Source organism: Candidatus Jettenia sp. AMX1, assembly GCF_030263775.1.
Taxonomy (GTDB): Bacteria; Planctomycetota; Brocadiia; order Brocadiales; family Brocadiaceae; genus Jettenia; species Jettenia caeni.
In genome coordinates this window covers 19970-44778 of the sequence record NZ_SZPP01000020.1, presented here as the reverse complement: position 1 = coordinate 44778, position 24809 = coordinate 19970, and the positions used below count along the sequence as shown (strand labels likewise).

General features: G+C 38.7%; 20 protein-coding genes. 13 read left to right on the top strand and 7 right to left on the bottom strand.

All coding sequences use genetic code 11. From position 1 onward, the window contains the following. Nucleotides 1-44: 44 nt before the first annotated feature. Entirely contained in the window at nucleotides 45-1811 is a 1767-nt protein-coding gene (locus FBQ94_RS07795; protein WP_007221156.1) for an ABC transporter ATP-binding protein, read from the bottom strand. Between the two features lie 145 nt (nucleotides 1812-1956). Here FBQ94_RS07795 and FBQ94_RS07790 point away from each other — a divergent pair, with 145 nt between their 5' ends. From FBQ94_RS07790 to FBQ94_RS07775, 4 genes are all read left to right on the top strand, one after another. Continuing rightward, nucleotides 1957-2697 (top strand): class I SAM-dependent methyltransferase, encoded by a 741-nt coding sequence (locus FBQ94_RS07790; protein ID WP_007221157.1) that lies wholly within the window; start codon nucleotides 1957-1959, stop codon nucleotides 2695-2697. After that, nucleotides 2694-4649: an ABC-F family ATP-binding cassette domain-containing protein gene (locus FBQ94_RS07785; protein WP_007221158.1), complete on the top strand. Its 1956-nt coding sequence runs from the start codon at nucleotides 2694-2696 to the stop codon at nucleotides 4647-4649. Before FBQ94_RS07790 ends, FBQ94_RS07785 begins: the two co-directional genes overlap by 4 nt. A 314-nt stretch (nucleotides 4650-4963) precedes the next feature. Continuing rightward, the gene (locus tag FBQ94_RS07780) at nucleotides 4964-5740 is read left to right on the top strand and encodes a tetratricopeptide repeat protein (protein ID WP_007221159.1); all 777 of its coding nucleotides are present in this window, start codon (nucleotides 4964-4966) and stop codon (nucleotides 5738-5740) included. A 41-nt stretch (nucleotides 5741-5781) separates the two neighbouring features. After that, the gene (locus FBQ94_RS07775) at nucleotides 5782-7206 is read left to right on the top strand and encodes a hypothetical protein (protein WP_007221160.1); all 1425 of its coding nucleotides are present in this window, start codon (nucleotides 5782-5784) and stop codon (nucleotides 7204-7206) included. 9 nt (nucleotides 7207-7215) lie between these two features. On the opposite strand, the gene FBQ94_RS07770 is transcribed toward FBQ94_RS07775, so the two are convergent. The 3 genes from FBQ94_RS07770 to FBQ94_RS07760 form a co-directional block, all read right to left on the bottom strand. Further along, nucleotides 7216-7989: a transglutaminase domain-containing protein gene (locus FBQ94_RS07770; protein ID WP_007221161.1), complete on the bottom strand. Its 774-nt coding sequence runs from the start codon at nucleotides 7987-7989 to the stop codon at nucleotides 7216-7218. 297 nt (nucleotides 7990-8286) lie between these two features. Further along, nucleotides 8287-9258: an ABC transporter substrate-binding protein gene (locus FBQ94_RS07765; protein ID WP_007221162.1), complete on the bottom strand. Its 972-nt coding sequence runs from the start codon at nucleotides 9256-9258 to the stop codon at nucleotides 8287-8289. A 45-nt stretch (nucleotides 9259-9303) separates the two neighbouring features. Continuing rightward, nucleotides 9304-11508 (bottom strand): TonB-dependent receptor plug domain-containing protein, encoded by a 2205-nt coding sequence (locus FBQ94_RS07760; RefSeq protein WP_007221163.1) that lies wholly within the window; start codon nucleotides 11506-11508, stop codon nucleotides 9304-9306. A gap of 343 nt (nucleotides 11509-11851) precedes the next feature. Between FBQ94_RS07760 and FBQ94_RS07755 the strand changes: the two genes are divergently transcribed. The 6 genes from FBQ94_RS07755 (at nucleotide 11852) to FBQ94_RS07730 (ending at nucleotide 17582) form a co-directional block, all read left to right on the top strand. Then, complete coding sequence (locus FBQ94_RS07755; protein ID WP_007221164.1) at nucleotides 11852-13006, top strand: GNAT family N-acetyltransferase; 1155 nt, start codon at nucleotides 11852-11854, stop codon at nucleotides 13004-13006. Beyond that, nucleotides 12984-13841, top strand: coding sequence for a fumarate hydratase (locus tag FBQ94_RS07750; RefSeq protein ID WP_007221165.1), 858 nt, complete (start codon nucleotides 12984-12986; stop codon nucleotides 13839-13841). The genes FBQ94_RS07755 and FBQ94_RS07750 overlap by 23 nt, the downstream gene beginning before the upstream one ends. Before the next feature lies 1 nt (nucleotide 13842). After that, the gene (locus FBQ94_RS07745; protein WP_007221166.1) at nucleotides 13843-14400 is read left to right on the top strand and encodes a Fe-S-containing hydro-lyase; all 558 of its coding nucleotides are present in this window, start codon (nucleotides 13843-13845) and stop codon (nucleotides 14398-14400) included. A 207-nt stretch (nucleotides 14401-14607) separates the two neighbouring features. Beyond that, the gene (locus tag FBQ94_RS07740) at nucleotides 14608-15906 is read left to right on the top strand and encodes a BPG-independent phosphoglycerate mutase family protein (RefSeq protein WP_007221167.1); all 1299 of its coding nucleotides are present in this window, start codon (nucleotides 14608-14610) and stop codon (nucleotides 15904-15906) included. Then, a complete protein-coding gene (locus FBQ94_RS07735; protein WP_007221168.1) occupies nucleotides 15893-17008 on the top strand; it encodes an AsmA-like C-terminal region-containing protein in 1116 nt (371 codons plus the stop codon). The genes FBQ94_RS07740 and FBQ94_RS07735 overlap by 14 nt, the downstream gene beginning before the upstream one ends. Before the next feature lie 7 nt (nucleotides 17009-17015). Then, nucleotides 17016-17582 carry a CvpA family protein gene (locus FBQ94_RS07730; protein ID WP_007221169.1) on the top strand — a complete coding sequence of 189 codons (567 nt, stop codon included), beginning with the start codon at nucleotides 17016-17018 and terminating at the stop codon, nucleotides 17580-17582. A gap of 169 nt (nucleotides 17583-17751) precedes the next feature. Here FBQ94_RS07730 and FBQ94_RS07725 read toward each other — a convergent pair whose 3' ends face one another. Beyond that, nucleotides 17752-18219 carry a hypothetical protein gene (locus FBQ94_RS07725; protein ID WP_007221170.1) on the bottom strand — a complete coding sequence of 156 codons (468 nt, stop codon included), beginning with the start codon at nucleotides 18217-18219 and terminating at the stop codon, nucleotides 17752-17754. A 227-nt stretch (nucleotides 18220-18446) separates the two neighbouring features. Here FBQ94_RS07725 and FBQ94_RS07720 point away from each other — a divergent pair, with 227 nt between their 5' ends. Genes FBQ94_RS07720 through FBQ94_RS07710 form a run of 3 tightly spaced genes read left to right on the top strand, consistent with a single transcriptional unit; the run spans nucleotide 18447 to nucleotide 22128 of the window. Next, on the top strand, nucleotides 18447-18836 hold the full coding sequence (locus FBQ94_RS07720) for a heme-copper oxidase family protein (RefSeq protein ID WP_051006163.1): 390 nt from the start codon (nucleotides 18447-18449) through the stop codon (nucleotides 18834-18836). A 28-nt stretch (nucleotides 18837-18864) separates the two neighbouring features. Continuing rightward, nucleotides 18865-20772, top strand: a complete 1908-nt coding sequence (locus FBQ94_RS07715; protein ID WP_007221172.1) for an acyl-CoA dehydratase activase — start codon at nucleotides 18865-18867, stop codon at nucleotides 20770-20772. A 15-nt stretch (nucleotides 20773-20787) separates the two neighbouring features. Then, a complete protein-coding gene (locus FBQ94_RS07710; RefSeq protein ID WP_040543600.1) occupies nucleotides 20788-22128 on the top strand; it encodes a 2-hydroxyacyl-CoA dehydratase subunit D in 1341 nt (446 codons plus the stop codon). Between the two features lie 39 nt (nucleotides 22129-22167). Here FBQ94_RS07710 and FBQ94_RS07705 read toward each other — a convergent pair whose 3' ends face one another. Together FBQ94_RS07705 and lysS are read right to left on the bottom strand one after the other, a co-directional pair. After that, nucleotides 22168-23073 (bottom strand): polysaccharide deacetylase family protein, encoded by a 906-nt coding sequence (locus tag FBQ94_RS07705; protein ID WP_007221174.1) that lies wholly within the window; start codon nucleotides 23071-23073, stop codon nucleotides 22168-22170. A 1-nt stretch (nucleotide 23074) separates the two neighbouring features. Further along, complete coding sequence (gene lysS, locus FBQ94_RS07700) at nucleotides 23075-24505, bottom strand: lysine--tRNA ligase (RefSeq protein WP_007221175.1); 1431 nt, start codon at nucleotides 24503-24505, stop codon at nucleotides 23075-23077. Nucleotides 24506-24809 lie beyond the last annotated feature (304 nt).

The following is a 24809-nucleotide window of genomic DNA, read 5'->3' as shown; positions in this document are numbered from 1 at the left end:
TTGAGAACACAGAGAAAGATTCTTCTTCTAGACCTGAGATGAACCTATTGGATTAATTTTTCTTCCAACGCTTCTTTGCTGTATAAGGAGGTATATAAACCGTTGATTTTAATAAGTTGCTCATGTGTTCCCTTTTCGACTATCATACCATTTTCCATAACTACAATCATATCAAAGTTTCTGATAGCAGGGAGTCTGTGCGTTACGACCAGGAGGGTTTTACCAGCAAAATATTTTTGTATATTTTTCAGTATTGCACCCTCTACTCGCGCATCCACGGCGGAAAGGCAATCATCGAGTATGATAATATCCGGATGCATAGCCAATGCACGGGCAATGGTAATACGTTGCTTTTGTCCACCTGATAGGTTAACCCCGCGTTCACCCAAATAGCTGTCAAATTGGTTCGGGAGTTGCTGAATTTCTTTCTCAATCACTGCCATTTGAGCAATTTTTTGAGCACTATAGGAAATGCTTTTCTCATCCTCTACACCAAATAATATGTTATCCACAACTCTTTCCGAAAAAAGGAATGTATCTTGTGGAACGAAGCCGATAATTTTCCGCAAGGCCTTAATATGTATCGTATTGATATCCATACCGCCGATAAAAAGACTTTTATCCGGTACCGGGATTATACGGGGAATCAGGTTTACCAATGTCGATTTTCCACTCCCTATTGGTCCCACAATAGCGATTCTTTGTCCCGCAGGAATTTTCAGGTTTACACCCTTGAGAATCCATTCCTTGTTACTATCATATTGAATATGGATATCCCTAAATTCGATTTCGCCATGAGGTATGTATGTTACATTATTTTTTGAAATAATTTCAGGCTTTTCATTCATTACCTCATCAATACGCTTCATAGAGGCGTTTCCACGCTGCAAGAGGGATAGACTCCATCCAACGGCGGTCATGGGCCAGACCATCATTGAGATATAACGCTGGAAGGCAACCAGAGTACCCAGGGTAATAACTCCTTCAATAACCATCCTCCCACCGATGAGAAGTAAAATAATAACACCCATATAGGTTGTATATTCGAATACCGGCCCCAGGAGAGACTGAGGAATAGCGAGCTTAAGGTTTTTCTTCATAAAATTCTTACCTAGTTTCAAGAGGGTTTTTTCTTCCTGTTGAGACATATTAAAGGATTTTACAATACGGATACCTGATATGTTCTCTTGCACCTTTTCACTAATTCTCGAAAACTGTTCCTGGACACTCCGAAATCGTTTATCGATAACATCCTTAATTTTATATGCAATGAAGGGTATTAATGGCATTAATAAAAATGTATAGAAAGATAATTTGGGAGACAAATACAGAATAATCGGTGGTATTACAAAAAAATAAAATATTGCATCCAGCCCTACCAATAATCCGGGGCCTACAGCCATACGAACGGCGCTCATGTCATTCGTAGCCCTTGACATAAGATCACCTGTTTTATATTTTTGGAAAAATTTTTCGGAAAGTGTTTCGATATGCCCAAAGAAGGCCATGCGGAGATCGTAATCACAACGAAAGGATGTTCCAATAAAATACATTCTCCAGACATACCGACATATTCCCTGAAAGAAGCTCAACAGGATGTATAAGGCGGAAAGGATTACAATCTTTGTAAGACTTACCTCTTTAGAAAGGATATCAAGTGCCTTTTTTATAATAAGTGGCGGGAAGATGTTAATTATATCTACAGCGATAAGCGATAGAGTTCCTATAATAAAATAGCGTTTATACTTTTTTACAAACACCCTATAGATAAGGTTCTTTTCCCAAAATTCCCGAAACTTCTTTATCAGCATATTGGATTGATAGTCTTTTAGAAAACACAAAAATTCTAAAATTATCTCTGTATTTTTATGAATTTATTTATAAAATATTTACATTATCATATATATCCTGAATTGTATATAATTAATTATTAAATAAAAAACCAGGAGTATTTAGATGAAAAAAAATATGTTAAGAGAAACGGTTTATGCTTTTAATAATACCGATATTGTTGCCACCTATGATTTTGATATGGATGTGTGGCATCCTAATCGTACAAAAATGGCGTTGGTTGTATGTGAGATACTGCCTTTTTATACGAACGATAATTTGAGGATATTAGACCTTGGTGTAGGAACGGGTTATCTTACTCACAAGATTATTGAAACATTTCCCAATGCAAGGGTTGTTGCGGTAGATGCTGCTGAACTTATGATAGAGAAGGCTAAATTAAGGCTAAAAGATCACCTCAAACAAATAACGTTTCAAACCTCTACTTTTCAGGAGTTGCCAGATAAAGAAGCTACTCTTTCTCCTCTGGATGTTGTAGTCTCCTCTTTTGCTCTTCATCATTTATATAAAGAAGAAAAACTTATACTATTCAAGTATATACATTCAATATTAAAACCAAATGGCTGGTTTATAAATTGTGACATCTTTAAGGCAACTGATACGGTACTTGAAGATCGATTCCGGTATTTACACCGTTTGGGAATACAACAAAGGATAAAAAGGATTAAACATCAAGAGAAGTCTATTGATCAAATCTCTTCAGAATTGATAGAAAAGGAGAAAAAGGACGGAGACCATCCTTTATTTCTTATGGAGGACATGGAGCTTCTGAAAAAGGCTGGATTTCGTACAACAGAGTGCTTCTGGAAAGAATACCGGGAAGCAGTGTATGGTGGTATAAAATGATTCGCCTGAACACTGTCAACCTGGTTTTTGGTAGTAAGGTTATTTTAGATACCGTTTCTCTGCACATTCAGAGAAATGATAGAATTGGTCTCATTGGCCCTAATGGTACAGGGAAATCGACCCTGTTCAAAATTGTTTGTAGATGTATCGAACCTAGTGCAGGCACGATTATTTTTGCAAAAAATACCAGCATTGGCTATCTGCCTCAGGAGGGTTTTGTCTTTAAGAAAAAAACTATTTTTGAAGAAGCGAGTTCCGCCTTTGAAGACATCCTTTCCTTGAAAAATCAGATTAATAAAATTCATACTCAATTGGAGGATTCTTCTCTGCAGGATGAAGATCGCCAAGCGCTCCTTGATCACTATGTACACCTGCAACATCAACTCGAGGTTGTCAATGGTGCCAAGGTTAATGCAGAGACAGGCAAGGTCTTAAAAGGTATGGGTTTTAAAGAAGCAGATTTTGAAAGGAGTATCAATACCTTTAGCGGTGGATGGCAGATGCGAGTAGCTCTCTCGAAACTATTACTCCAGGAGCCCAATCTACTCCTCTTAGATGAACCAACAAACCATTTAGATATCGATTCTATCCTTTGGCTGGAAGAATACCTGAAAGAATTTAAAGGAGGATTGATTATCATATCACACGATCGGGCCTTTCTGGACAGGAATGTTAGTAAGATTTGGGAGTTAGAAAAGGGAGATATTTCTGAATACTATGGTAATTATTCCTTTTATGAAGCTGAGAAAGAAAAGCGTAAAGAGTTGCAGATTGCACGATATACCAATCAGCAGAAAAGGATTAAAGAGGTTGAGCGATTTATAGAAAGGTTCAGGGCTAAGAATACTAAGGCTTCTCAGGTGCAAAGCCGGATACATATGCTTGAAAAGATGGAGAGAGAAGAACTGCCCGAAGATACGGTAGAACAAGTAAAATTTAGATTTCGTACATCGAAACAAAGTGGTGTAACAGTACTTGATGTTAAAGATGTCTCACACATATATGACGGACGTTTCATCTTTCAGGATATTTGTTTTTCGATTGAAAGAGGGGAGAAGGTAGCTCTTGTAGGACAAAACGGATCAGGAAAATCTACGCTGTCACGTATCATAGCAGGTATTGAACAGCCATACTCCGGGACTATCAAGATGGGGCATAATGTCCTTTCTGAGTATTTTGCCCAGGAGCATGCGGAAAAATTAAACAACAATAATACCTTATTACAAGAAATCGAATCTGTTGCTCCCTTTTCCATGATTCCTCATGTTCGGCACATATTAGGTGCTTTTCTCTTTTCGGGCGATGATGTTTTCAAGACAGTTAATGTCTTAAGCGGTGGTGAGAAGTCCCGTTTATCCCTTGCCAAGATGCTTCTAAAATCTGCAAATTTTTTAATCCTGGACGAGCCGACCAATCATATTGATATTACTACCAAGAAGATTCTCAAGGATGCATTGTTGGATTATACAGGAAGTGTGTTGATTGTATCCCATGATAGAGACTTTTTGGATGGTTTAGTCTCCAAGGTTTATGAATTGCGAAATGGCAAGATTCATATTCATTTAGGAAGTTTTAAGGATTTTCTTGAAAAGAAGGCGTCTGCATTGCATATGGAAATTGCAGAGACTGAGATGAGGGATACATCCTCTTCAAAATCAGAGGATTGTGGTTCTCAAAAACAACAGTACTTGCAAAAAAAGGAGCAAAATGCCAGAAAACGTAAGCTCACAAAGGAGGTCCAAACCGTTGAAGAACATATTGCTCTTCTTGAGGTGCAAAAAAAGGAATTCGATCATGTTTTTTCAGATGTAACATTATACAATGATAAAGAAAGGTCTGTAGAAATCAATAAACAGTATAAAGTTCTCACGGAGGAATTGAACTCCCTTTATAAGAGATGGGAGATAGCTCATACTGAATTAGAATCTCTCCATAATAAATATATTATATGAATTCAAACCATATGGTTCAAAATCAAAAATGATTGAACCTGCGAACTGCAATCAAAGGCGATTGAAGAAATCCTGTATACCATATGGCTTTATTTAATTTGATTTTATAGAGCGATTTTTATAAGATTTTAAAATATTGTGTTGATTTTTAATTTCTCATAGGGTAATAACTCATACGTTATCTTATGTATCATAACATTACTCCTTCGTCTTCTATGTTTACAAGCTACGTATATAAATACTTTTCTAAGATATTGTTTATTCTCTTGATAGTTTCTGCTTTCTTTTTTTGCCAAATCACATCAGCCGTTACTATGCAGGGAAATATTTATAAAACCTCCAAAAAAAAGTACAGCGCAAAAAAGTGGATTAAAAATGGGCAATCAAAATATAAACAAGCTAAATATGAACTTGCTGTTAAGGCATTCAATAAGTCCGTTGCCTGTTATCCTGATTATTTTGAGGCATGGGATGGCTTAGGAAGTGCATTATATTGTTTAGGCAATTATGATATGGCTATTCAAGCTTATGATAAGGCATTAACTATCAAACCTGACAATTATACAACATGGGTAAATAAAGGGATCGCTTTATATAAAAAAGGCAATCATGAAGAGGCCTTAAAATTATACAACAAGGCTATTGAATCAGATCCTAAACTTTCAAGCGCCTGGTATAATAAGGGTGTCATCTTCATTGCATTAGGTAGGAATACGGAGGCAATGTGGGCGTTTGAGAAGGCCATTGCGATTAGTCCTCAGGATGATCTGGCATGGCATGGGAAGGGTTATCTTTTAATTCTCTTGGAGAGATACGAAGAGGCTCTTCAGCTCTTTACGAAAGCAGCTCAGGGAAATCCAAATAGGGGATGGGCTTGGAATAATATGGGTATTACCCTCGATAAATTACATATGTATGATGAAGCAATCAAGGCATTTGATAAGGCAATCGATATTAATCCGAAAAGTGCAAGGGCATGGCATAATAAGGCTAATACACTGTATAGTCAGGGGAAATATGAAGAATCTATGAGAACTTATAATAAAGCAGTGGCGCTGGACCCGCTTCTCTATGCAAATAGTAAAAATTAGTTATTTTTGGAATAGAATAAAAGGTTAGGAGTATTTTTCAGGTGAAGATTGTAAGAAAAACATTTCAAATAATATCTACGTATACAGTACTCGGTTTTTTAACTACGGTGAGTTTACAGCAAATTAGCATAGCTGCATGGTCATCTTTTGCAAAAGAAAATACTGCTATTTGTATGGCGCCAGGTCAGCAAAGTCTTCCACAGATCGTAAGCGATGGTGCTGGTGGAGCAATTATTACCTGGGAAGATGCCCGAGACGTGCACTTTGATATTTATGCCCAGCGGATCGACGCTCATGGAAATGTTTTATGGAATAAGGATGGTGTTCCTGTTTGTACTGTACCAGAAAACCAAAACCGGCCAAAAATTATTAGTGATGGTGCTGGGGGAGCTATTATTACCTGGCATGATGTGCGAAGTGGCAGCGGCAACTATGATATTTACGCTCAGCGTATTGACGCAGATGGTAAACCCCAATGGGCATCCAATGGTATGCCGATTTGTACCGAAGTAAATGCGCAAAATAGTCCCTGTATTGTAATGGATGGCGCAGGCGGGACTATCATTATCTGGCAGGATTTTCGGACTAACTATGCAGACCTCTATGCTCAGCGTATTCGTAAAGACGGAGAATTATTGTGGAAAGAGAATGGGGTGCTTATCTGCGGATCTTCAGGAGCGCAAAGCGCACCAATAGCGGTGGATGATACTACGGGAGGTGCTATTGTAATATGGCAGGATTTCAGAAGAAGTTATGCAGATATCTATGCACAACGAGTTGATGGAGGTGGTAACATATTATGGGACAGAGGTGGAGTGCCTCTCTGTACTGCATCAGGGCACGAGAGTTTCCAGGTTGTTATCAATAATGGAGCTGAGGGTGCAATTATAGCATGGGTTGACACCCGTAATGGAAATAACGATATCTTTGCACAGCAGATTGACGGAAATGGCGCCGTATACTGGCAAACGAATGGTATTCCCCTGTGTATTGCAAAGGGTAACCAAAATTATCCTGTAATTACTGGTGACGGGGCAGGGGGCGCTATTCTTGCATGGTGGGATATGCGAAGTGGTGTATTCGATATCTATGCGCAACGTATTGAACTTACTGGCAATATCCCTTGGATGGAAAATGGTATTCCCATATGTGTTGAATCCGGTATCCAGAACAATGTGAGTATAACTAGTAACGGTTCTGGTGGCGCAATAGTAACCTGGAATGACAACCGTGCTGATATGTTTGATGTATACGCTCAGCAAATCGATTCAAAAGGGCTTGCACAGTGGAGCGGAAAAGGGGTCCCGTGTAGTACAGCATCCGATACTCAATGTTTTCCCGTCCTTGTTCGTGATGGTGCCGGCGGTGTTATTATTACCTGGCAGGATGGCCGCAATAAGGATAAGAGTTATTGGGATATTTATGCCCAAAAGATCAATAGTCAGGGCTTTTTGGGAGATGAATAAGGGTTAGAATTATAGCCCTTTAGATAATTCATGTGTCTGTTGTCTATATCGGCTAAACATATCTTGAAGTTTTTGAAAAATTTCCTTAATAATCGTAGTATTCTTAAAGTACAAATTCCAGGAAAGTTCTTCACCTTCAAAGGATTCTGTAAATCGGGGAATCATTTCATCTACTACATGGCTTATCTGACTGTGCCTTAATAATAACGTCGGTATACGCTCTTCTGCCTCATGTATTGTCTCTGCCGGAATAATTCCATTCCATTCCTTGGAGAAACCCTCGACAATGTAAAGCTTGCCATGCTTATCAAACAACTGATACCATACATGGGCAAAAGAGATGGAATTTCCTTTATCTACCACCCATCCCCATACAATATCCCCATCTATAGCTAACTCGGAGAGTTTGGAAAAGAACAAAAAAACAGAGTCTTCACAATCACCTCGTTTACTCTGTATTGTTTCGAAAGGGGTTTGCCAATAATCTGTTTTCGGAGGTTCGGCACGGTAATCAATATCAAAGGCAATTTCCCTATAAGCCTCGTAAATTTGCTCGCCGTTATCGAAGGTATCAATACACCAATCTCTATAAAGCAGGTTCTCCGGAATGGCATTTTCCTCTTGCGGGTATGCTATGAAAGACTTTGCTGAGTAGATATCCTCAACGGGCTTATAGCCCTTTCCACTCAGAAATATATCTGCATATGAAACATCCGCAATTGCTTCTATATAATATGTTCCAGATAAAACAATGAGGGTTATAACGATTAAGAAATATTTCATAAATAAATAACATTGTCTACTTGTCTGCTGCTTAAGAGGTAAACGGAACGAGACCTGAGAAATGTTTCCCCATACCATGGGATTCATTATTCATAAATATGCGATGAGAGATGAATTTTTCATAACCATATTGAAAAATTTAGTAATTACAAAATTTTAAAGAACACAACATAATTTTACTTTGCATTCCCTATATTGTCAAACGTGAGCATCAGAATTTCTTAAAGAAGATAGCTAATCTTTCATCCATAGATGGAAGAAAAATGAGAAATATAATCTGTTTACCGCTATGTCATGCTATGGGTAAAGAATCACATCAGAGCGAGATTGCATGGACGAAAGATTTATTCCAAGTATGTCTGCCGTTTGAGTATTTAAGGTTAATGTTAACTTTTCTGGTTGTTGAACGCCCAATGAAGTAGTTTGCGGGCTGTTTAATAATGTTTGAGCTATCTCAGATGCTTGAATACCTGTATGAGTATAATCTGTCGAAACAGATATCAATGCCCCTGCCTTTACAATTGCACTTGATGTGCAGAATGTAGGTAAGTTATATTTCAGTGTCCCTTTGAGGATAGTGTCTAATGAATTTTTGGTAATTACAGTGCCATCGGGGATTATCCATAAAATATCTATTTTACGAATAATAGTGTTTAATACTGATGTTGCTTTATTTTCTGAGTCAACTTCTTTTGTAATGAGATTGAATTCAAACTTTTTTGCGATATGGGTTGCTTCCGAGATTATTTTCCCTGTTTTCGTAGGATCATAAATAACCCCTATATTCTTATGGGCGCCGAAGAACTCTTTGAGAACAGCAAATTGATCTTCTACCGATGCTTCAGAGGATATACCAGTAACATTGACTCCCTGGAGATTAAAGCGTTCGTGATTAATAACCATACAAAATATAATAGGTATGTTCGTAAATTGATCTTTTACGATCGTTGCGGCAAGAATTCCTACTGCTAAGATAAGATCGGGTTTGGATTTCTTACCCTTGATATTTTGGATAATTCTTTTACCCTCCTCTGCATCTCCGTTCAGGTTATACGTTGCCCGTATGGAGATGTTTTTCCCTTTACATCCTTCTTGAAAGCCCTTAACAGCTTCATTGTAAGCTACAATTTGTTGACTTTGAATAATAATAACCGTGTTTTCTTTTGCAATCGATGGGGAGGTATGGAATGAGATTTGGAAAAGAAGGATGATGATATACCAAAATACTATGAGTATTCGAATACTAAGGTATTTGTTATATTTTTGCATCGTTCTTTGGTATTGTTCAATAGGTAATAATTATATTCTGCCGTGCTAAAATTGATAACTCAACTCAACAAAAAATGTCCTTCCCGGCCGGGGTAAATCTTCTGGTATGGAAATAGGTCCTGGATCATTATAATCTTTATCCAGCAAGTTGAATACCGTACCCTGTATCTGCATAGTTTTGAAGAATTTTTTCCCAATGACGGAAAGATTCAGCAATGCATAAGCAGGCAGATCATCTCTGTGGTCGCCATCTTCTCTGGAACGTTTTCCGCTAACGAAGGTGTACAAGTTTGTGTTAATGTAGTTCCAATAATGCACATTTACACCAAAATTACCCTTATGCTGAGCAACAAATGGTAAATCATTTCCATTATCATCTTCTGGATTTTGAAAGGTATAATTCATAAAAATGTAATTATCTTTGTAAATATCCACCTTAGTTTCCATCTCGATACCCTGGATATGTGCATCTCCAAAATTCTCAAATTGTGAAGTCGTTGTGGTGGTACGCAAAGATATAAGATTACTGATGTCATTGTAAAAATAATTGATAGAGCTTGTAACATGTTTATTGAACCTGTAACTTAATCCAATTTCGTAGGTTTTAATAGTTTCCGGGTTTAAATCCTCATTTCCCTGAATAGCAGGTTGATTTGTAGTAAACATCTCTTGAAAACTTGGCGCTCGGAATGCTTTACCGTAAAGGACTTTTAATGATGCATCTTTCATAAATAACCATGTTATTCCAATGCGCGGACTCGTTGCACCTCCAAAATCGTTGTACTGATCATGCCGTACCCCAAGGGTAAGATTTACGGTATCAATAATGTCCCATGTATCCTGCAGATAAACTGACCATATCCTGCGTGTGGTCTCTTTTAAGAAGGGAAATGAATCTGAAAAATCCTGGATAGAAGGCAATGGCTCCAGTGTTAATGGATGAAAGTTACTAAAAAAATGAACATTCGTTTGGTTAATTAAACGATATTCCAGACCCAGAGTAATAATATTGCCATCGAACAACTCATAATCAAATGGAATCTCTGTGCCAACAATCTTTTCAATTACCTTGCCGTTACCGATAAGTCCGTCAGGATAAAGAGTATCGGGCACACCGTCTCCATTCCTATCTAGAGTTCCACCCTCTGGCAATGATTCGATAAAGAGATTATCGTCAAATTGATCGTAATAAACTCTGGGCTTCATGGTAAATTTTTCCTCGAAAGTTTTCCTATACCCTGCTTCGGCAAAGACATAGTTTGTTTCCATATCAGATTCGTCAGTTAAGGCAAATTGAGGACCAATAAAAGGCCCTTTGTTTTTATTTATGTACAATCCCTCAACATAAAAATCTTTGTAAACTGCTTTAAGGTTTAAATCATATTCCCGCCTCCAGTCATCAACCCTTCCCGGTGCCTGTGAGGCTGGCGGGAAATTGAAGGGTGGGGGCATAGGAGAACTGATGTTATCGTTTATTGTTTGACTATCGCTTGTAACAATACCATCAAAACCATTGGTTTCCCTATAACGAACCGATCCGGAGATGCTGACTTTCCCATAGAGTTTTCCAAATACAATATTTCCTTCTTTGGTATCGAAACTTCCGTAACCACTGCTAACTATTACACCATCAACATCTTTTGCATCGAAGGTAATAATATTTATTACTGCCAAAAATGCATTTTCACCATACATGGCAGAACCCGGCCCTCGGATGATTTCTATCCTTTTTATATTTTCCACAGGAAAATCATCAAAGAGGGTAAAAGCTCCACCGGAGAAAGGATTATTCACCAGATGTCCATTGAGCATAACCCTTACTTTCTCTGAGCCTGTAAGACCTCGTACGGCAGGAGACACAGCTCCAAAGGCTTCGTCCTTTAAAAGTTCAAAACCAGGTATTATCCTCAAGATTTCGACGAAGGTACGGAATCCTGAGTTCTTGATCTCTTCGCCAGTAATTACAGTAATAATACTGGGTGCTTTGCTAATTTGGGTTTCATGTCTTGTTGCAATAGTTACTTCTTCATCAAATCCAAACCAGATAGCTTCCGTTTCAAGACCTTCTGCTACGGCAGTATCTATAAAAGAGATGTTTTCGCTGGCGTAAGAATTCGCCTCTGGCATTTGAGATGTTTCAGTATCTTTGGCGAGAGTTATGGAAGAATCTAAGGCAGCAAGGTTTAACAAACTCCAAAGGTTGAAGAAGAAAAACAACAATCCCTTTTTGTTGCTTAACCTCTCAGACAAGGAAAGTCTCCTACTAACCCATAAAATGTTTACTACATGGATTTTTATTAGATTTGCTATTAATTCATAACTGGAGACAATAAATGCATTTCCTAATTACCAAATTTGTTATTCTATGTCAAGTATTCTTTCACATAATGTATGAAAACGGTATTACTTCTTTCCTGTAAAAGTATTATGATGAAAATTAAGATAAACAAAGACTGAATTTATCTTACAGTAAATTTACCTTGCATTTTTATTCATGTTGGGATAATTTAAATAAATCTCATGAAATGTTTATTACCGGGATGGTAAATTACCTATTCAGTTTATAAGATTTAGCATCAGCAAGAGTACTTGGTTGATTACTGAATACCATGTAATTCGTATTCAACCAACCACCAACCTGCCTGTGCTTTGTACCTGTAATGTATTTTATCTTTACAAGCAGATTTCGATACGGAGAAATTTTTCTAATAATCAAAATTGGTCCTTTTTCTTTATGGTTTTTGTCATTGAGAATCTCAAAGAATCCGATGTAGAAACAACTATAGGCCTTTTCCATAGCAGTATAAATGAATTACATGCTGAGAGCCAGGAGGTTGAACGCCTGCACTTTAAGGATAGGTATCCTGTGGAAGAGGTTAAGAAGCGACTCAATAATAAAGACTGTATTTATCTCATTGGCAAAGAAGATGGAAAGATCGTAGGGTTTCTGTTTGCCTGGGTCTCAGAAGGTGTGGGTAATATTCATTGGATGGGCATAGGCCCGGGATATAGAAAGAAGGGATACGGGGATAAAATCTTACAGGAGACCCTGAGGCTCTTTATGGAAAGAGGTTGTTATGAGGCAAAGCTATTTACCTATCCCTCTGAGAAAGCAGCGTATCATCTTTTTCAAAAGCACGGATTTAAAGAGATAGCTTTTATTGATGATCGATTTTTTGGTGTGAATATTATTCTTATGGTGCGGAAGGTTGCCAGGGTACCAGAGGAGCATCGTTCAAAAAAGATTGTACTGGCAGGTGAGGCAGGTCAGGGAATTAAGCTTATGGCTCATGTACTGGCCAGTATTTTAGCGAAATTGGGAAAAGAGGTCTCCCTGAACCTTATCTATGATGCCACGGTACGTGGCGGCAATATTCGGGCAGAGATTGTATATTCAGATGATAAGATCGATGTTCCCTTTTTTGAAGAGGCAGATATTGGGCTTCAGCTTTCAAAAATACTCGATCCTTCAGTTAAGGCAAAACTTGTACTCATCGAATCATCTGCCTGTGATGCGGAATGTAAAAAGTGTGAACTCCGTTGTCCTGCAAGTGATCGTATTCCATTCGAGAGACTTGCCATAGAGCAATTTAACAGCCCTATCTTTGTTAATATGATTGCCCTTGGCAGGGTACTCAGCAAGATTGGTATTAATATTGAGACAGTAAACTTTGCTTCCGAATTTCCATCACAATTTTTCGATGAGAATATAAAGGCAGTACGCTATGGCTATACGTACCAGGATTAGCGCATCCGAAATAATTGAAAAGGTGGCTCAGCTTTGCATAGATGCCAACTTCAATTTAAATGGCGATGTTTCTACTGCCCTGGAAGATTCATATGAGGCGGAAGGATCTCCTGTTGCAAAAGAGATACTTGCAGAGTTATTAGAGAACGCGAGAATTGCCCGTACATGCCAGATGCCAATATGCCAGGATACCGGAGTTGCAGTTGTTTTTGTAGAATTGGGCGAGCATGTAGAGGTTACCGGGGGACGTCTTTATAATGCCATTCATGAAGGTGTCCGTAAAGGATATACGGAAGGTTTCCTGCGAAAATCGATTGTTACAGACCCTCTCAACCGAATCAATACGGGCGATAATACACCGGCTATTATCCATACAGAGCTTATACCTGAAGATTATCTAAAGATTACTCTTATGGCTAAAGGTGGCGGATGTGAGAATATGAGCCGTATTGCTATGCTAACACCATCTGATGGCAAAGAAGGTGTAATCAATTTTGTAGGAGAAACCGTAAAGATAGCACAAGCTAATCCGTGTCCACCTATTATTGTAGGTGTTGGGATTGGTGGTACATTTGATTATGCCGCCCTCTTGGCCAAGAAGGCACTATTGAGAGATCTGGGGACGAAGCATAGTGATCCTGATACTGTTGCGTTGGAACAAGAGATGTTGGGGCGGATAAACAATTTGGGCATTGGTGCACAAGGACTTGGCGGCTGGATTACGGCTATGGCTGTCCATGTGGAGCGCTACCCATGTCATATTGCAAGTTTACCGGTAGCTGTGAATATCGAATGCCATGCTCATCGGGTTAAAACCGTATTATTAGGAAAATAGTATGTCAGAGATACTGTATCTAAAAACATCTATGATAGAGAATGATATTCCCCTTCTCAGGATTGGGGATAAGGTTATGATTAGCGGAGTTATTTATACCGCCAGGGATGCAGCACATAAACGGCTTGTGGAGCTTATTGATCAGGGTAAAGAACTGCCTTTTGATGTGCGGAATCAAATTATCTATTATGTCGGCCCAAGCCCCTCCCGCCCTGGCAATCCTATTGGTTCTTGTGGTCCAACCACGAGCTACCGAATGGACGTATATACACCTCAATTATTGTCAAAAGGTCTCAAGGCAACCATAGGGAAAGGTAATCGCTCTCAGCGTGTTATTGAGGCTATGGTACATTACAAAGCTGTTTATTTTGCTGCTACAGGCGGTGCGGCTGCTTTGCTGGCAAAAGCCATAAAAAAGGCAGATGTTATTGCCTACAAAGACTTGGGTGCTGAAGCTATCATGAGACTTGAAGTTGAGAATTTTCCCGTAGTAGTTGCTAATGACATATATGGGAATGATTTGTACAAAGAAGGGGTTACAAAATATGTTAGGATATAATACGGCTATAGATACCTTAAAGAGAAACACCCCTGGTTGTTGTTCTTTTACTCTGTAGTTACATAGATCATTATGTATAGGGCGAGGCTTTAGCCTTGCTTCCCGCCTGAATGTGCACGTGGGATAACAATCCTTTGGTCTCATTTACTTTATAATTTGTGAAGTTTGTAGTTGCACGAGAGAAAGGCTATGAGGAGATTATTAGCTATGAAAAAAATTTTATATATTGTATTGGATGGACTCGGGGATGGAAAGTATCCTTGTAAAGAGCTTGATAATCGTACACCTTTGGAGGCAGCATCTACCCCTACTATGGATACGCTGGCAAAAGAAGGGCAGACCGGGGTGATGTATACGGTAGGAAAAGGCATCGCACCTGAATCTGACATTGCGGTGATTAGTATCCTGGGATATGATGCCATGAAATATTATACCGGGCGAGGCCCTTTAGAAGCGCTTGCTGCAGGAATAAAAATCAGCGATGGTGATCTTGCCTTTCGGGCAAATTTTGCTACAAGAGGAAGCGGAAGGGCTATAAAGGATCGTCGTGTCGGAAGAAATCTTTCTACAGAAGAGGCAGCGCAACTCTGTAAAGAAATTAACAAAAAAGTAAAATTGACTTCCGCTCCTTCTACCTTTCAATTAAAAAATACCCTTGAATATAGAGCTGTATTAGTCATCCGCGGTGTAAAGAAGAAGCTTTCCGGATATGTTACCAATACGGATCCTGCATATACAAAACATGGTCTCCTGGGAGTTGCAAGAGAAACGGGGAGTTTTGAGAATATTGTTGAGTATTGTACGCCGACAAAAGACTGTCCGGACACCGGGGCTGCATATCGTTCTGCATTACTGGTAAATGAATTTACCCTTAAAAGTTGTGAGGTGTTGGATCAATCCGAAATTAATAAAGAGCGTATAAAAAAGGGGTTTCTTCCCGCAAATCTTGTTCTTCTGAGAGATGCCGGTGATCACCTTCCGAAACTTCCTGCTATGAAGAGTAAATTTAAGAAGAATTTTGGATGTTTTGTAGAGATGCCGACCGAGGAGGGTATTGCGTTATTGACGGGTATGAAGATAGTTCCTCTTCCTCCTCCCACACAAGATCTGGAAAAAGATTATACTTTACGCTCCGAGATGACGATAAAACATATGAAAAAGTACGATGGGCTTTACATTCATATTAAGGGACCAGATGTGCCTGGGCATGATGGTGATGCATTGAAGAAAAAAACGGTGATTGAGACGATTGATCAGTATTACCTTGCACCCTTAATTAATCATATAGACCTTGATAAAACTATTGTTGCAATCACCGCCGACCATTCAACTCCTTGCAAACTAAAATCACACTCAGATGATCCCGTTCCTTTACTTATTTGTGGTGGGGGCATTAAACCAGATAATACAAAATCCTTTTCAGAAAAGGTTTGCAGTACAGGGAAGATTGGGAAAATACTCGGTGTTCAGCTTTTGCCATTGCTGGTCAAATATGCAAATAAGTAATGAAGGAACTTTATTAAAATGGATTGTAATCTCTTTCGGCACGGTATTTTGTATCGCTTTCATTACGATCTTAACAGTTCCGCTCGGTATTTCTGAAAGTTTTGTAAGACGAAAGGTTGCTCAGGCATTGGGAGATAGATTTGAATCTATCCATGAAGTCGGACCGATCTCCTTTCATTGGCCTAATCAAATTACTATCTCATATCTTATTATTCAAAAACAAGAGATAAAAGAAACGTCTCCCATACGATTAGAGGAGATACATGGTAAGGTAAAATTGCTCTCGCTTCTTACAAAAGAACTTTTTCTGAAGAAAATTTCTATACAGCAGATCAACTATGAAAATCAATTCCTGATAGAAGATCTCGTTACAGACAAATTTTCATTCAAAAACAATATTGTCTTTATCCATGCAAGATTGCGTGTGAATGATGGTCCTACTACGATAAAGGGAACAATTGACCTCCATGAAAAAGAACCAGTATTCGATATTTTTATTGATGCGAAGGATGTGTATATTACTCAGGATATACAGGTTGTTCGCCTCCTTCCGTTATTTACTATGAAAGAGGGTGAAATAGGCGGTATTTTGAGTTTGAGCGGTTACCTAAAAGGTAAAGGTCTGAACAAAAAAGTAGTCAATGAAGAATTGGCTGCAGATATACATATTAAAGTAAGGGATGGGTATGTCCGGGGAAATAAACTATTTTCTTCCTTATTAGGGATTGCAGGGATAAAGGATACGTATTCATTTGATTTCGTGGAAGCATCAATACGGATCAAAGATGGTAAAATATATACTCAAAAAATGGAGATGAAAGGCCCATTGATGAGCATGAATGCATCTGGTATGGCTGAGCTTGAAGGTGCGATATCGTATGATATTGCTGTTACCTTTCATAAAGAACATTTGGGTAAGGATATTGAAAAAATTGCAAGTGTGGTTTTAGGACAAAATGCATTGCCGGTAGAAATACGGGGTACAACAAAAGATCCGGAGGTTTCGGTTAAATTACCCAGGAATAATTTAGAGCATCTTCTTCATGATCTGGTGAATGATTTTTTGGCTACTTCAAAGAAGAAACAGAAAAAGGAAAAATAATTCAGGAATGAATTGGATTGATTATACAATCTTTACGCTCGTATTTTTTGCCGCTATCTTTGGGCTTTCCAATGGACCTGTTATCCAATGTATAAGGATTGTGTGTTTGCTAATCTCCTTCTTTACAGCCGTTTTCTTTTATGGTATTTTGAGTAATATCTTAAGAGGTGTTTTTGTTCCACCGACAGCAAATATGTTAAGTTACTTTATCATTTTTGGGACGGCGCTTATTATTACCTACATCATCACCGATATTATAAAGAGAGCCTTAGATGCATGGAGTATGGGAATTGGGCTCCGATTGTTTGGCGGACTATTAGGAATTATCAAAGGAATTATCTTTTGTGGTGTAATTATTTTTGGAGTCTTGTCATTTTGCAGTAAGCCAACGAGTGACACGATTGCTACATCAAAGATTGCAACTCAGATAGGGAAAGGCATGCAGACGACGGTCTCTCTCATTCCTGAGAGTATTCCAAACAAGATAAGGGGTGATGAAGAAGAGGCAAGGGGAAATAAGGCGCCAAAAGAGACGGAATCAACAAACGATGAGGATTTTAAGGTAGCGCAATAAGCAGACTATCATTGTTAGGTTCACGAGACCTTTTCATCTTGGAAGCTTCTTGTTACTCAGATAAATAAAAACTTCCAGAGTATAGTAAACTATCTCTTCAGGTTCATGCAACTATTTATTTTTTATTATCTGAGTATGGTTATGATATAGTATAAACCTCTAGCTTTACCTATCTGATCAGTTTTTTCATTATATCTCCTAATCGATAGTAAAAACCTGCTGTATGTAAACTTGATGGTAATTTGAGCACTTCATAATCGTAATGATGCATAAACTCATGAATCAGGGTATCGAGAAATGTTTTAGGGGCGACGACTGTTTGCCGTATTGCTGTCTTATTATTGATCGTAATATTTCCTGCTTTATAAGTTCCGTACGTCTTCTTCATGAGCTTACCATCTTTCAAAGAGTGATTCTGACGCTTATCGTATACGTTAAGTTGTGGAGGAGGAATTGATAAAGATTGCGATATCTCATTAAGTAATTTTTGACCCAGAACTTGCCGTTCTGCAGCGTCTGCTGAAATTAAGAGTCTTTTTGCATACATCATGGTAGTTTTATTTGGTTTGAATAACGTATCTTTTATGCTATTGGATTTTTTATAAACGGCCTTATTCTTACTTTGCTGCCAAGTCATGTGCATCTCCAAATATTTTATAAATTAAGCACAACAAGAGATATTTTTGAAATGGATATAAGTTAATAAATATCTCATATTACTCTTTTTGACATTGTATCATGATAATTTTTTGTTTGACAATCCATATTTTTAATATATTCTAATTTTTTCGATATTTTTGTGCTTGTATATTTTTAAGGTATTTATTAAGCCGGTCGGGGGTATTAAAAAGGAGCCTTTAACGTATGAGTCCGCTTTCTAAAAATTTTGTGCGTGCAAGCCTGATTTATTTTTTCATCGCGGCTATTCTTGGTATTATTATGGTCTCTATGAGAAGCTATCCAGCACAACTCCTGTTCGTCCATGTACATTTAAACCTTTTAGGGTGGATGTCGATGATGATTTATGGAGTTGGATATCATATCTTGCCTAGATTTTCAGGAACACCGCTTGCCTATCCCAAAATAGGTACTCTTCAATTCTATCTTGCAAATATCGGTCTTGTAGGCTTGGTATGTTTCCGCCCAATACATCCGGTTGCAGAAATCTTCGCTGGTCTGGTAGTGATTTCTGTAGGTTTGTTTATATTCAATATCTGGATGAGTATGATACCACCCAAGCCCGAGCCTGAATAACCACTGTAAATAAAGGAGATTTCGTAGAATGTATACGATAGGAATCGATATTGGTTCGATGTCGACGAACGGGATTTTGTTAAATGAAAAAAAAGAGATTCTTTCTTCTGTAATTATTCCAACTGGTGCCAGCAGTAAAAAAGCAGCAGATAAAACATATCATCAGATACTTACGGAAAATAAATTATCAGAAAAGGATATTGATTATATTATTGCTACAGGATACGGACGTATAAAAGTACCATTTGCTCATGAAGTTGTAACGGAGATTACCTGCCACGCCAAGGGGGCTAATTATTATTTTCCCAAGGCCCGGACTATTATTGACATCGGGGGGCAGGATAGTAAGGTTATTAAGGTTGATGCAAATGGAAACGTCCTTGATTTTGTTATGAATGATAAGTGTGCTGCAGGAACGGGCCGGTTCCTGGAGGTTATGGCCAGGACATTAGAAATAGATCTGGAAGATATGGGCGGGCTTTCACTCAACGGAAAAGAGAATGTTTCTGTTAGCAGTCTCTGTACGGTTTTTGCGGAATCTGAAGTAGTATCTCTTATTGGCGCTGACCATAAAGCAGCAGACATCTGCCGGGGATTACATATTTCTATTGCTAAACGTATCACTGCACAGGTCAAGAGAATTGGCCTGGAAGAAGAAATTGTTATGACGGGTGGAGTTGCAAAAAATATTGGTGTTGTAGCGGAGTTAGAGAGAAATCTTGGTTGTAAGATCAGGATATCGGAAGAACCTCAAATCAATGGGGCGCTTGGGGCTGCATTGATCGCCCTGGAAAAGGCACGATCAAAAGTCAGTACCTCCACATCCGTTTCCGGAAACACCTCAACGGAAATATCCATTGCGGAGTTTTCGGTAGAAGATCATAATTTGCCTAAGATTGGATATTTTTGTTCTTATACCCCGGTAGAACTTATTCGTGCTGCAGGATTTCATCCCGTCAGGATTAAGGGCGCTGAAAAGGAATCGTGTGCTGCTAATGAAGTGCTTTGTGGCAATATTTGCCCCTATATCAAAGCGGTTGTTGATCAAAAAATCAACGGTAATCTGGAAGATTTTAAAGGCATGGTATTCGTTAATTCATGTGATGGAATGCGCAGGCTCTATGATGCATGGATTCGATTGGACGAAGGGAAAAAGACATTTAACTATATCCTGGATATTCCAAAAAATACCGATGATGCCGCAGTTTATTACTATGCAAACCTGCTAAAAAATTTAAAGGAAAAGCTCGAATCGTATTTTACCTTGAAAATTCACCATGATGATATAAATCATAGTATTTCCCTGTATAATGCAGCCCGGGAAAGGGTACGGTTGTTTTTACAAAAGTACTGGAGCGGATACATCGGACAATCTGGATATGAAATATTTTCCTTATTAAAGAAGGGTGTTAACGTCCTTCCAGAGAAATTCAATGTATACCTGAATCATGTTATGAAGCAGAAAGGTGATGTTCGCGATACACGGGATATACCCCGGCTCTTTATCTGGGGTAGTATCATGGAGAACGAAAAAATTATGAAGGTCATTGAAGATGCTGGCGCCAAGGTCGTTGCCGAGGATTTATGTAACGGCAGCAGATACTTTGATGCCCAAATTAGCATGGGCAATGACCCCATTTTCTCTATTGCCAAAAGATACATCACGCGCGCTCCATGTTCCCGTATGGTAAACATCTTCGAGAGAATTAACAATGTATTAGCGATAATGCAGGAAAAATCGATTCATGGGGCAATTTACCATACCCTGAAGTTTTGCGATCATAATCTCTTGGATTATCCGGTGATTAAAAAGACATTCCACGAGAAAAATATTCCGCTCCTTCATCTTAATTGTGATTATACTGCAAGCAGTGAAGGGCAAATCAAGACACGTGTCGAGGCATTTCTCGAACAATTAACCAGCACTCCTAAGTAAAGAGTAAGTGAAACTATGATATCAATTCGTAAATTTAAAGTATTAATAGACCCGTTTCTACGCCGTATTTCTCCCATATTATTTAAAGAACTTTTACGGTTTCTTATGATATATCATTTCTTTTATCGGGGAAATAAGAAGAAGGGGCTAATCTCTCTGAATGTTCAGACCCGTGTCGGCGTGAAGCATCTTTATAACACATTTACCCACCCAAAGCGAACGATCTGGACGACAATGTTTGTCCCTTCAGAAATTCTTTTCGCTATGGGGCTGTATCCATTTTGTCTTGAAATCGGTGCAGCGCTCTTTGCAGGTATTGGACAAAGTTCACGAGGGCTCTTAGAGGCAGAATCATACGGAGTTCCTACTGATATTTGTTCCTTTCACCGGTCTGCAATCGGGCATGTATCCAGAAATCTATTTCCTAAAAACATCCTTCAGGCTGCAACTACAACACTATGCGACAATAATACAAAGACGACAAAGATATGTGAGTCTATGACGGGGAAAGAAACTATTGTCCTTGATGTTCCGTACGAGGCAGATGATTATTCTGTTAACTATCTTGCGAAGCAACTTGAGGATTTCACGAAACGGCTAGAAATCGTAACAGGTCAGAAGATGAGACAAGAGGCATTTGAAAGGGCGATAGAGTACTCAAATCAAACGCGAGAGAAAATGCTTGAAATCAATGAATTGAGAAAGGACCCGCATAGTCCTCTTCCCGGTAGTAATGCCCTGGGTTTTATGTTTCCCGGATACTTATTAATCGGTTCGCCTCTTTCAGTAGAGTTTTTTGCCAGCCTTGCCGCCGAGCTACGTGAAAAGATTGAAGAAAGCAAAAGAAATAACAGAATACCACCAAAAGATATTATAAGAATTCTCTGGCTAGAGCTAAAACCTTATTTTAATGTTGATTTTTTGACAAAATTAGAGAGAGACCAAGGGGTAAGGATCGTCTTTGAAGAAACGAATTACGTTTATTGGGATGCGTTAGACCCTCAAAAACCTTACGAGAGTTTGGCAAAGAAACTCATTACCAGCCATTATAATGGGCCATTGGAACGGCGTATTGAGGTTACCAAGAGGCTTGCCAGGGAATATGAGGTGGATGGTGTGATTGTTTTCTCAACATGGGGTTGTAGAAGAAATAACGCTGCTGTGCCTGCTCTAAAAAGAGAACTGAACAAAATGGGTTATCCACTGCTCAGCCTTGATGGAGATTGTGTGGATGATCATAACTATATGCCAGGACAGTTTTCTACAAGAATAGAAGGTTTTCTGGAAATGTTACGTGGAAGAAAAGCTACTACCACCAGTCCACACTATGAGACCTGTGCTGCTGGTGTGGCTTAAAGCAAATGTAATACGATACAAAAAATTGGTAGACTCTTTCTATTGTTTTGTTTCCTTAACTGACTTGTTTAATTTCAGCCAGTTTTCCAGATATGTATCCTGTCTAATTACTTGAACTCCTTGCATCTGTTTTATCTGGGAGAGTATATACTCGAAATTTTTCAAATTCTTATTTACCTGCTCCTTACGAAACGGACTTCCCTGAGAATTTACGTATAAATGCCATGGGTGGATCGCAAACAGAAAGAGACCTCCTTTTGCTAGCTCTCTTGCCCATAAAACTGCATCGATATATTCATGAGAGCTTCTTTTATCTTCAAAGATAGTCCATAAATAGGATGACATCTTTTTCCCTTTTCTATCAAGAAAAGAAGGAAGGGCTAGTTCTAAAAGATTCGAACCAAATGTATTCAGCGAAAATGGTTTGCCTGCCCATGTAGCACCGAGAGATACTGTTTCAGAGGAATCATACTGGAATCCCGCGTGTTCTAAAGCTTTTATCACCGTATGATTGACCCTTGTATAAGGCGCACGAAATCCCCTGATATTTCGCGCAAATATTTTTTCCAGAATTCCCTTTGCTTCCTTAATTATCTCTTCAACGATACCTTCTTCCATAGGCATTCCGGATATCTTTCCCAGAAAATCCTCATGCTTCAGAGAATGGCAAGCTACTTCGTGTCTTTCAGATAATTTGGGTAAATTTATTCCTTCAGCGCCGAGTATCTGTGCCGTTCGCGCCTCATAAAATAAAGTCGACTCTATGGTATATATATCCAGCAACTCAAATATCTTTTGCAGCCCTTTTTTACATGCATCTGTACTTATCTTACCGTGGCGTACCGGGGAGGAGAGGGCATCATATTGCCCTTTAACAGCAGCATTAGCATCGGGGTCAATATCGAGAGATATTGCAACATACAGGGGTTCGCCAGTATCTGTCATGCTATTTTGGCTTGAGCGTTGGGAAAAGAATGACCTCCCGTATAGATACATTATTTGTTAAGAGCATGATAAGCCTGTCTATACCGATTCCAAGACCGCCGGCCGGAGGCATACCATACTTTAAGGCGGTGAGAAAATCTTCATCTACTTTACCCGTAATATCAGCTTCTGTTCCCAATTGCTCATGGAATCGCTTATCTTGCTCAATAGCATCGTTTAGCTCAGAATATGAATTAGCCACCTCCATTGAAGAGATGTACAACTCAAATCGTTGGGCAAAACGATGATCATATTCACATACCTTTGTTAATGGACAGATTGAGGTTGGATAGTCTAATACAAAAGTTGGATTGATTAAAGCTCGTTCCACTACCTGCTCAAAGATATTGTTAGCCATAGTATCTCTGTCAACTCCTTGAGTCTCAAGTCCCAATTCCTTTGATTTCCTTATTAATCCTGATTCATCCTCAAGACTTACACCACTATATTCTTTCAATAATTCAGAAAAAGTAACGCGGTGCCAGGGTGGTGCCATATCAATCTTTTGTTCCCCAAAAGTGATCTCATATCCACCATACAGTTCCTTTACAAGCGATGTTATAAGGTTTTCTGTAAGCTCCATCATGCCATGATAGTCACTGTATGCCTGATACAACTCCATCATGGTGAATTCGGGATTATGCCGTGTAGAAATACCTTCATTTCTGAAGTTACGATTTATTTCATATACTCGCTCCATCCCGCCCACAAGTAACCTTTTTAGGTAAAGTTCCGGGGCAATCCTGAGATAGAGATCGATATCGAGGGCATTATGGTGCGTAATAAAAGGCCTTGCAACTGCTCCGCCCGGAATAGATTGCATCATAGGCGTCTCTACTTCTACAAAACCACGATCATCTAAGAATCTTCGTATAAATTTCATGATTCTGATACGTTTAAGGAATGTTTCCATTACTTCGGAATTGGTAAATAAATCGACATACCGTTGCCGATGTCTTAATTCAACATCTTTTAGTCCATGCCATTTTTCTGGCGGTGTTAGTAAGGATTTTGACAGGATAGTAACATCATCAGCATATATGGTAATTTCTCCGGTCCTTGTTTTAAAGAGGGTACCTTCCACCCCTACGATATCACCCAGATCCAGCAATTTAAACATTTCAAACTTTTCAGGGCCGACCTTATCGAGTTTTATATAAACCTGTATCTTCCCCGTCCAATCTTTAATATCTAAGAATGCGGTCTTTCCATGCGGACGCATGGTTGAAATACGCCCGGCAGTTTTGACTTGTATATCGTCTCGTTCGGCTACAAAGCTTTCTGTAATTGATTTTATAGATTGTGTATTATCGTAGCGTTTACCATAGGGATCTAGCCCTTTTTCACGCAATTTCTGAAGTTTATCAAAACGTTCTTGTTCGAATTTATCCATATATTCTGTATCCAGGAAAAACATACAACAGATGTGAGGTAAAATAAAAATCCAAAGTTAACTCATTTTATCAGCAATACAAAGACAGTCAAGGAAAATGGACAAGAGTGAATTCCTGTCCAATAATTTGACTTGACAATGTTATTTGTGTAAAGTACTTTGCTCTTATTATGAGAATCATAAAAATGAGGTAATAACGCAGATTTTTGAAAAGATTCAGGAGAAAAGAGAAAAAGTAGCAATAGTACTCCCTGAAAGGGCGATCTATTTGGAGAAATTTTGGAGAATAATAGGGTTGTTGCAT

Excerpts from the sequence above, each read along its gene's own strand:
- FBQ94_RS07795 (WP_007221156.1), bottom strand. The coding sequence starts at position 1,811 with ATGCTGATAAAGAAGTTTCGGGAATTTTGGGAAAAGAACCTTATCTAT.
- FBQ94_RS07790 (WP_007221157.1), top strand. The coding sequence starts at position 1,957 with ATGAAAAAAAATATGTTAAGAGAAACGGTTTATGCTTTTAATAATACC.
- FBQ94_RS07785 (WP_007221158.1), top strand. The coding sequence starts at position 2,694 with ATGATTCGCCTGAACACTGTCAACCTGGTTTTTGGTAGTAAGGTTATT.
- FBQ94_RS07780 (WP_007221159.1), top strand. The coding sequence starts at position 4,964 with ATGCAGGGAAATATTTATAAAACCTCCAAAAAAAAGTACAGCGCAAAA.
- FBQ94_RS07770 (WP_007221161.1), bottom strand. The coding sequence starts at position 7,989 with ATGAAATATTTCTTAATCGTTATAACCCTCATTGTTTTATCTGGAACA.
- FBQ94_RS07765 (WP_007221162.1), bottom strand. The coding sequence starts at position 9,258 with ATGCAAAAATATAACAAATACCTTAGTATTCGAATACTCATAGTATTT.
- FBQ94_RS07750 (WP_007221165.1), top strand. The coding sequence starts at position 12,984 with ATGGCTATACGTACCAGGATTAGCGCATCCGAAATAATTGAAAAGGTG.
- FBQ94_RS07745 (WP_007221166.1), top strand. The coding sequence starts at position 13,843 with ATGTCAGAGATACTGTATCTAAAAACATCTATGATAGAGAATGATATT.
- FBQ94_RS07740 (WP_007221167.1), top strand. The coding sequence starts at position 14,608 with ATGAAAAAAATTTTATATATTGTATTGGATGGACTCGGGGATGGAAAG.
- FBQ94_RS07735 (WP_007221168.1), top strand. The coding sequence starts at position 15,893 with ATGCAAATAAGTAATGAAGGAACTTTATTAAAATGGATTGTAATCTCT.
- FBQ94_RS07730 (WP_007221169.1), top strand. The coding sequence starts at position 17,016 with ATGAATTGGATTGATTATACAATCTTTACGCTCGTATTTTTTGCCGCT.
- FBQ94_RS07725 (WP_007221170.1), bottom strand. The coding sequence starts at position 18,219 with ATGACTTGGCAGCAAAGTAAGAATAAGGCCGTTTATAAAAAATCCAAT.
- FBQ94_RS07720 (WP_051006163.1), top strand. The coding sequence starts at position 18,447 with ATGAGTCCGCTTTCTAAAAATTTTGTGCGTGCAAGCCTGATTTATTTT.
- FBQ94_RS07715 (WP_007221172.1), top strand. The coding sequence starts at position 18,865 with ATGTATACGATAGGAATCGATATTGGTTCGATGTCGACGAACGGGATT.
- FBQ94_RS07710 (WP_040543600.1), top strand. The coding sequence starts at position 20,788 with ATGATATCAATTCGTAAATTTAAAGTATTAATAGACCCGTTTCTACGC.
- FBQ94_RS07705 (WP_007221174.1), bottom strand. The coding sequence starts at position 23,073 with ATGACAGATACTGGCGAACCCCTGTATGTTGCAATATCTCTCGATATT.
- lysS (WP_007221175.1), bottom strand. The coding sequence starts at position 24,505 with ATGGATAAATTCGAACAAGAACGTTTTGATAAACTTCAGAAATTGCGT.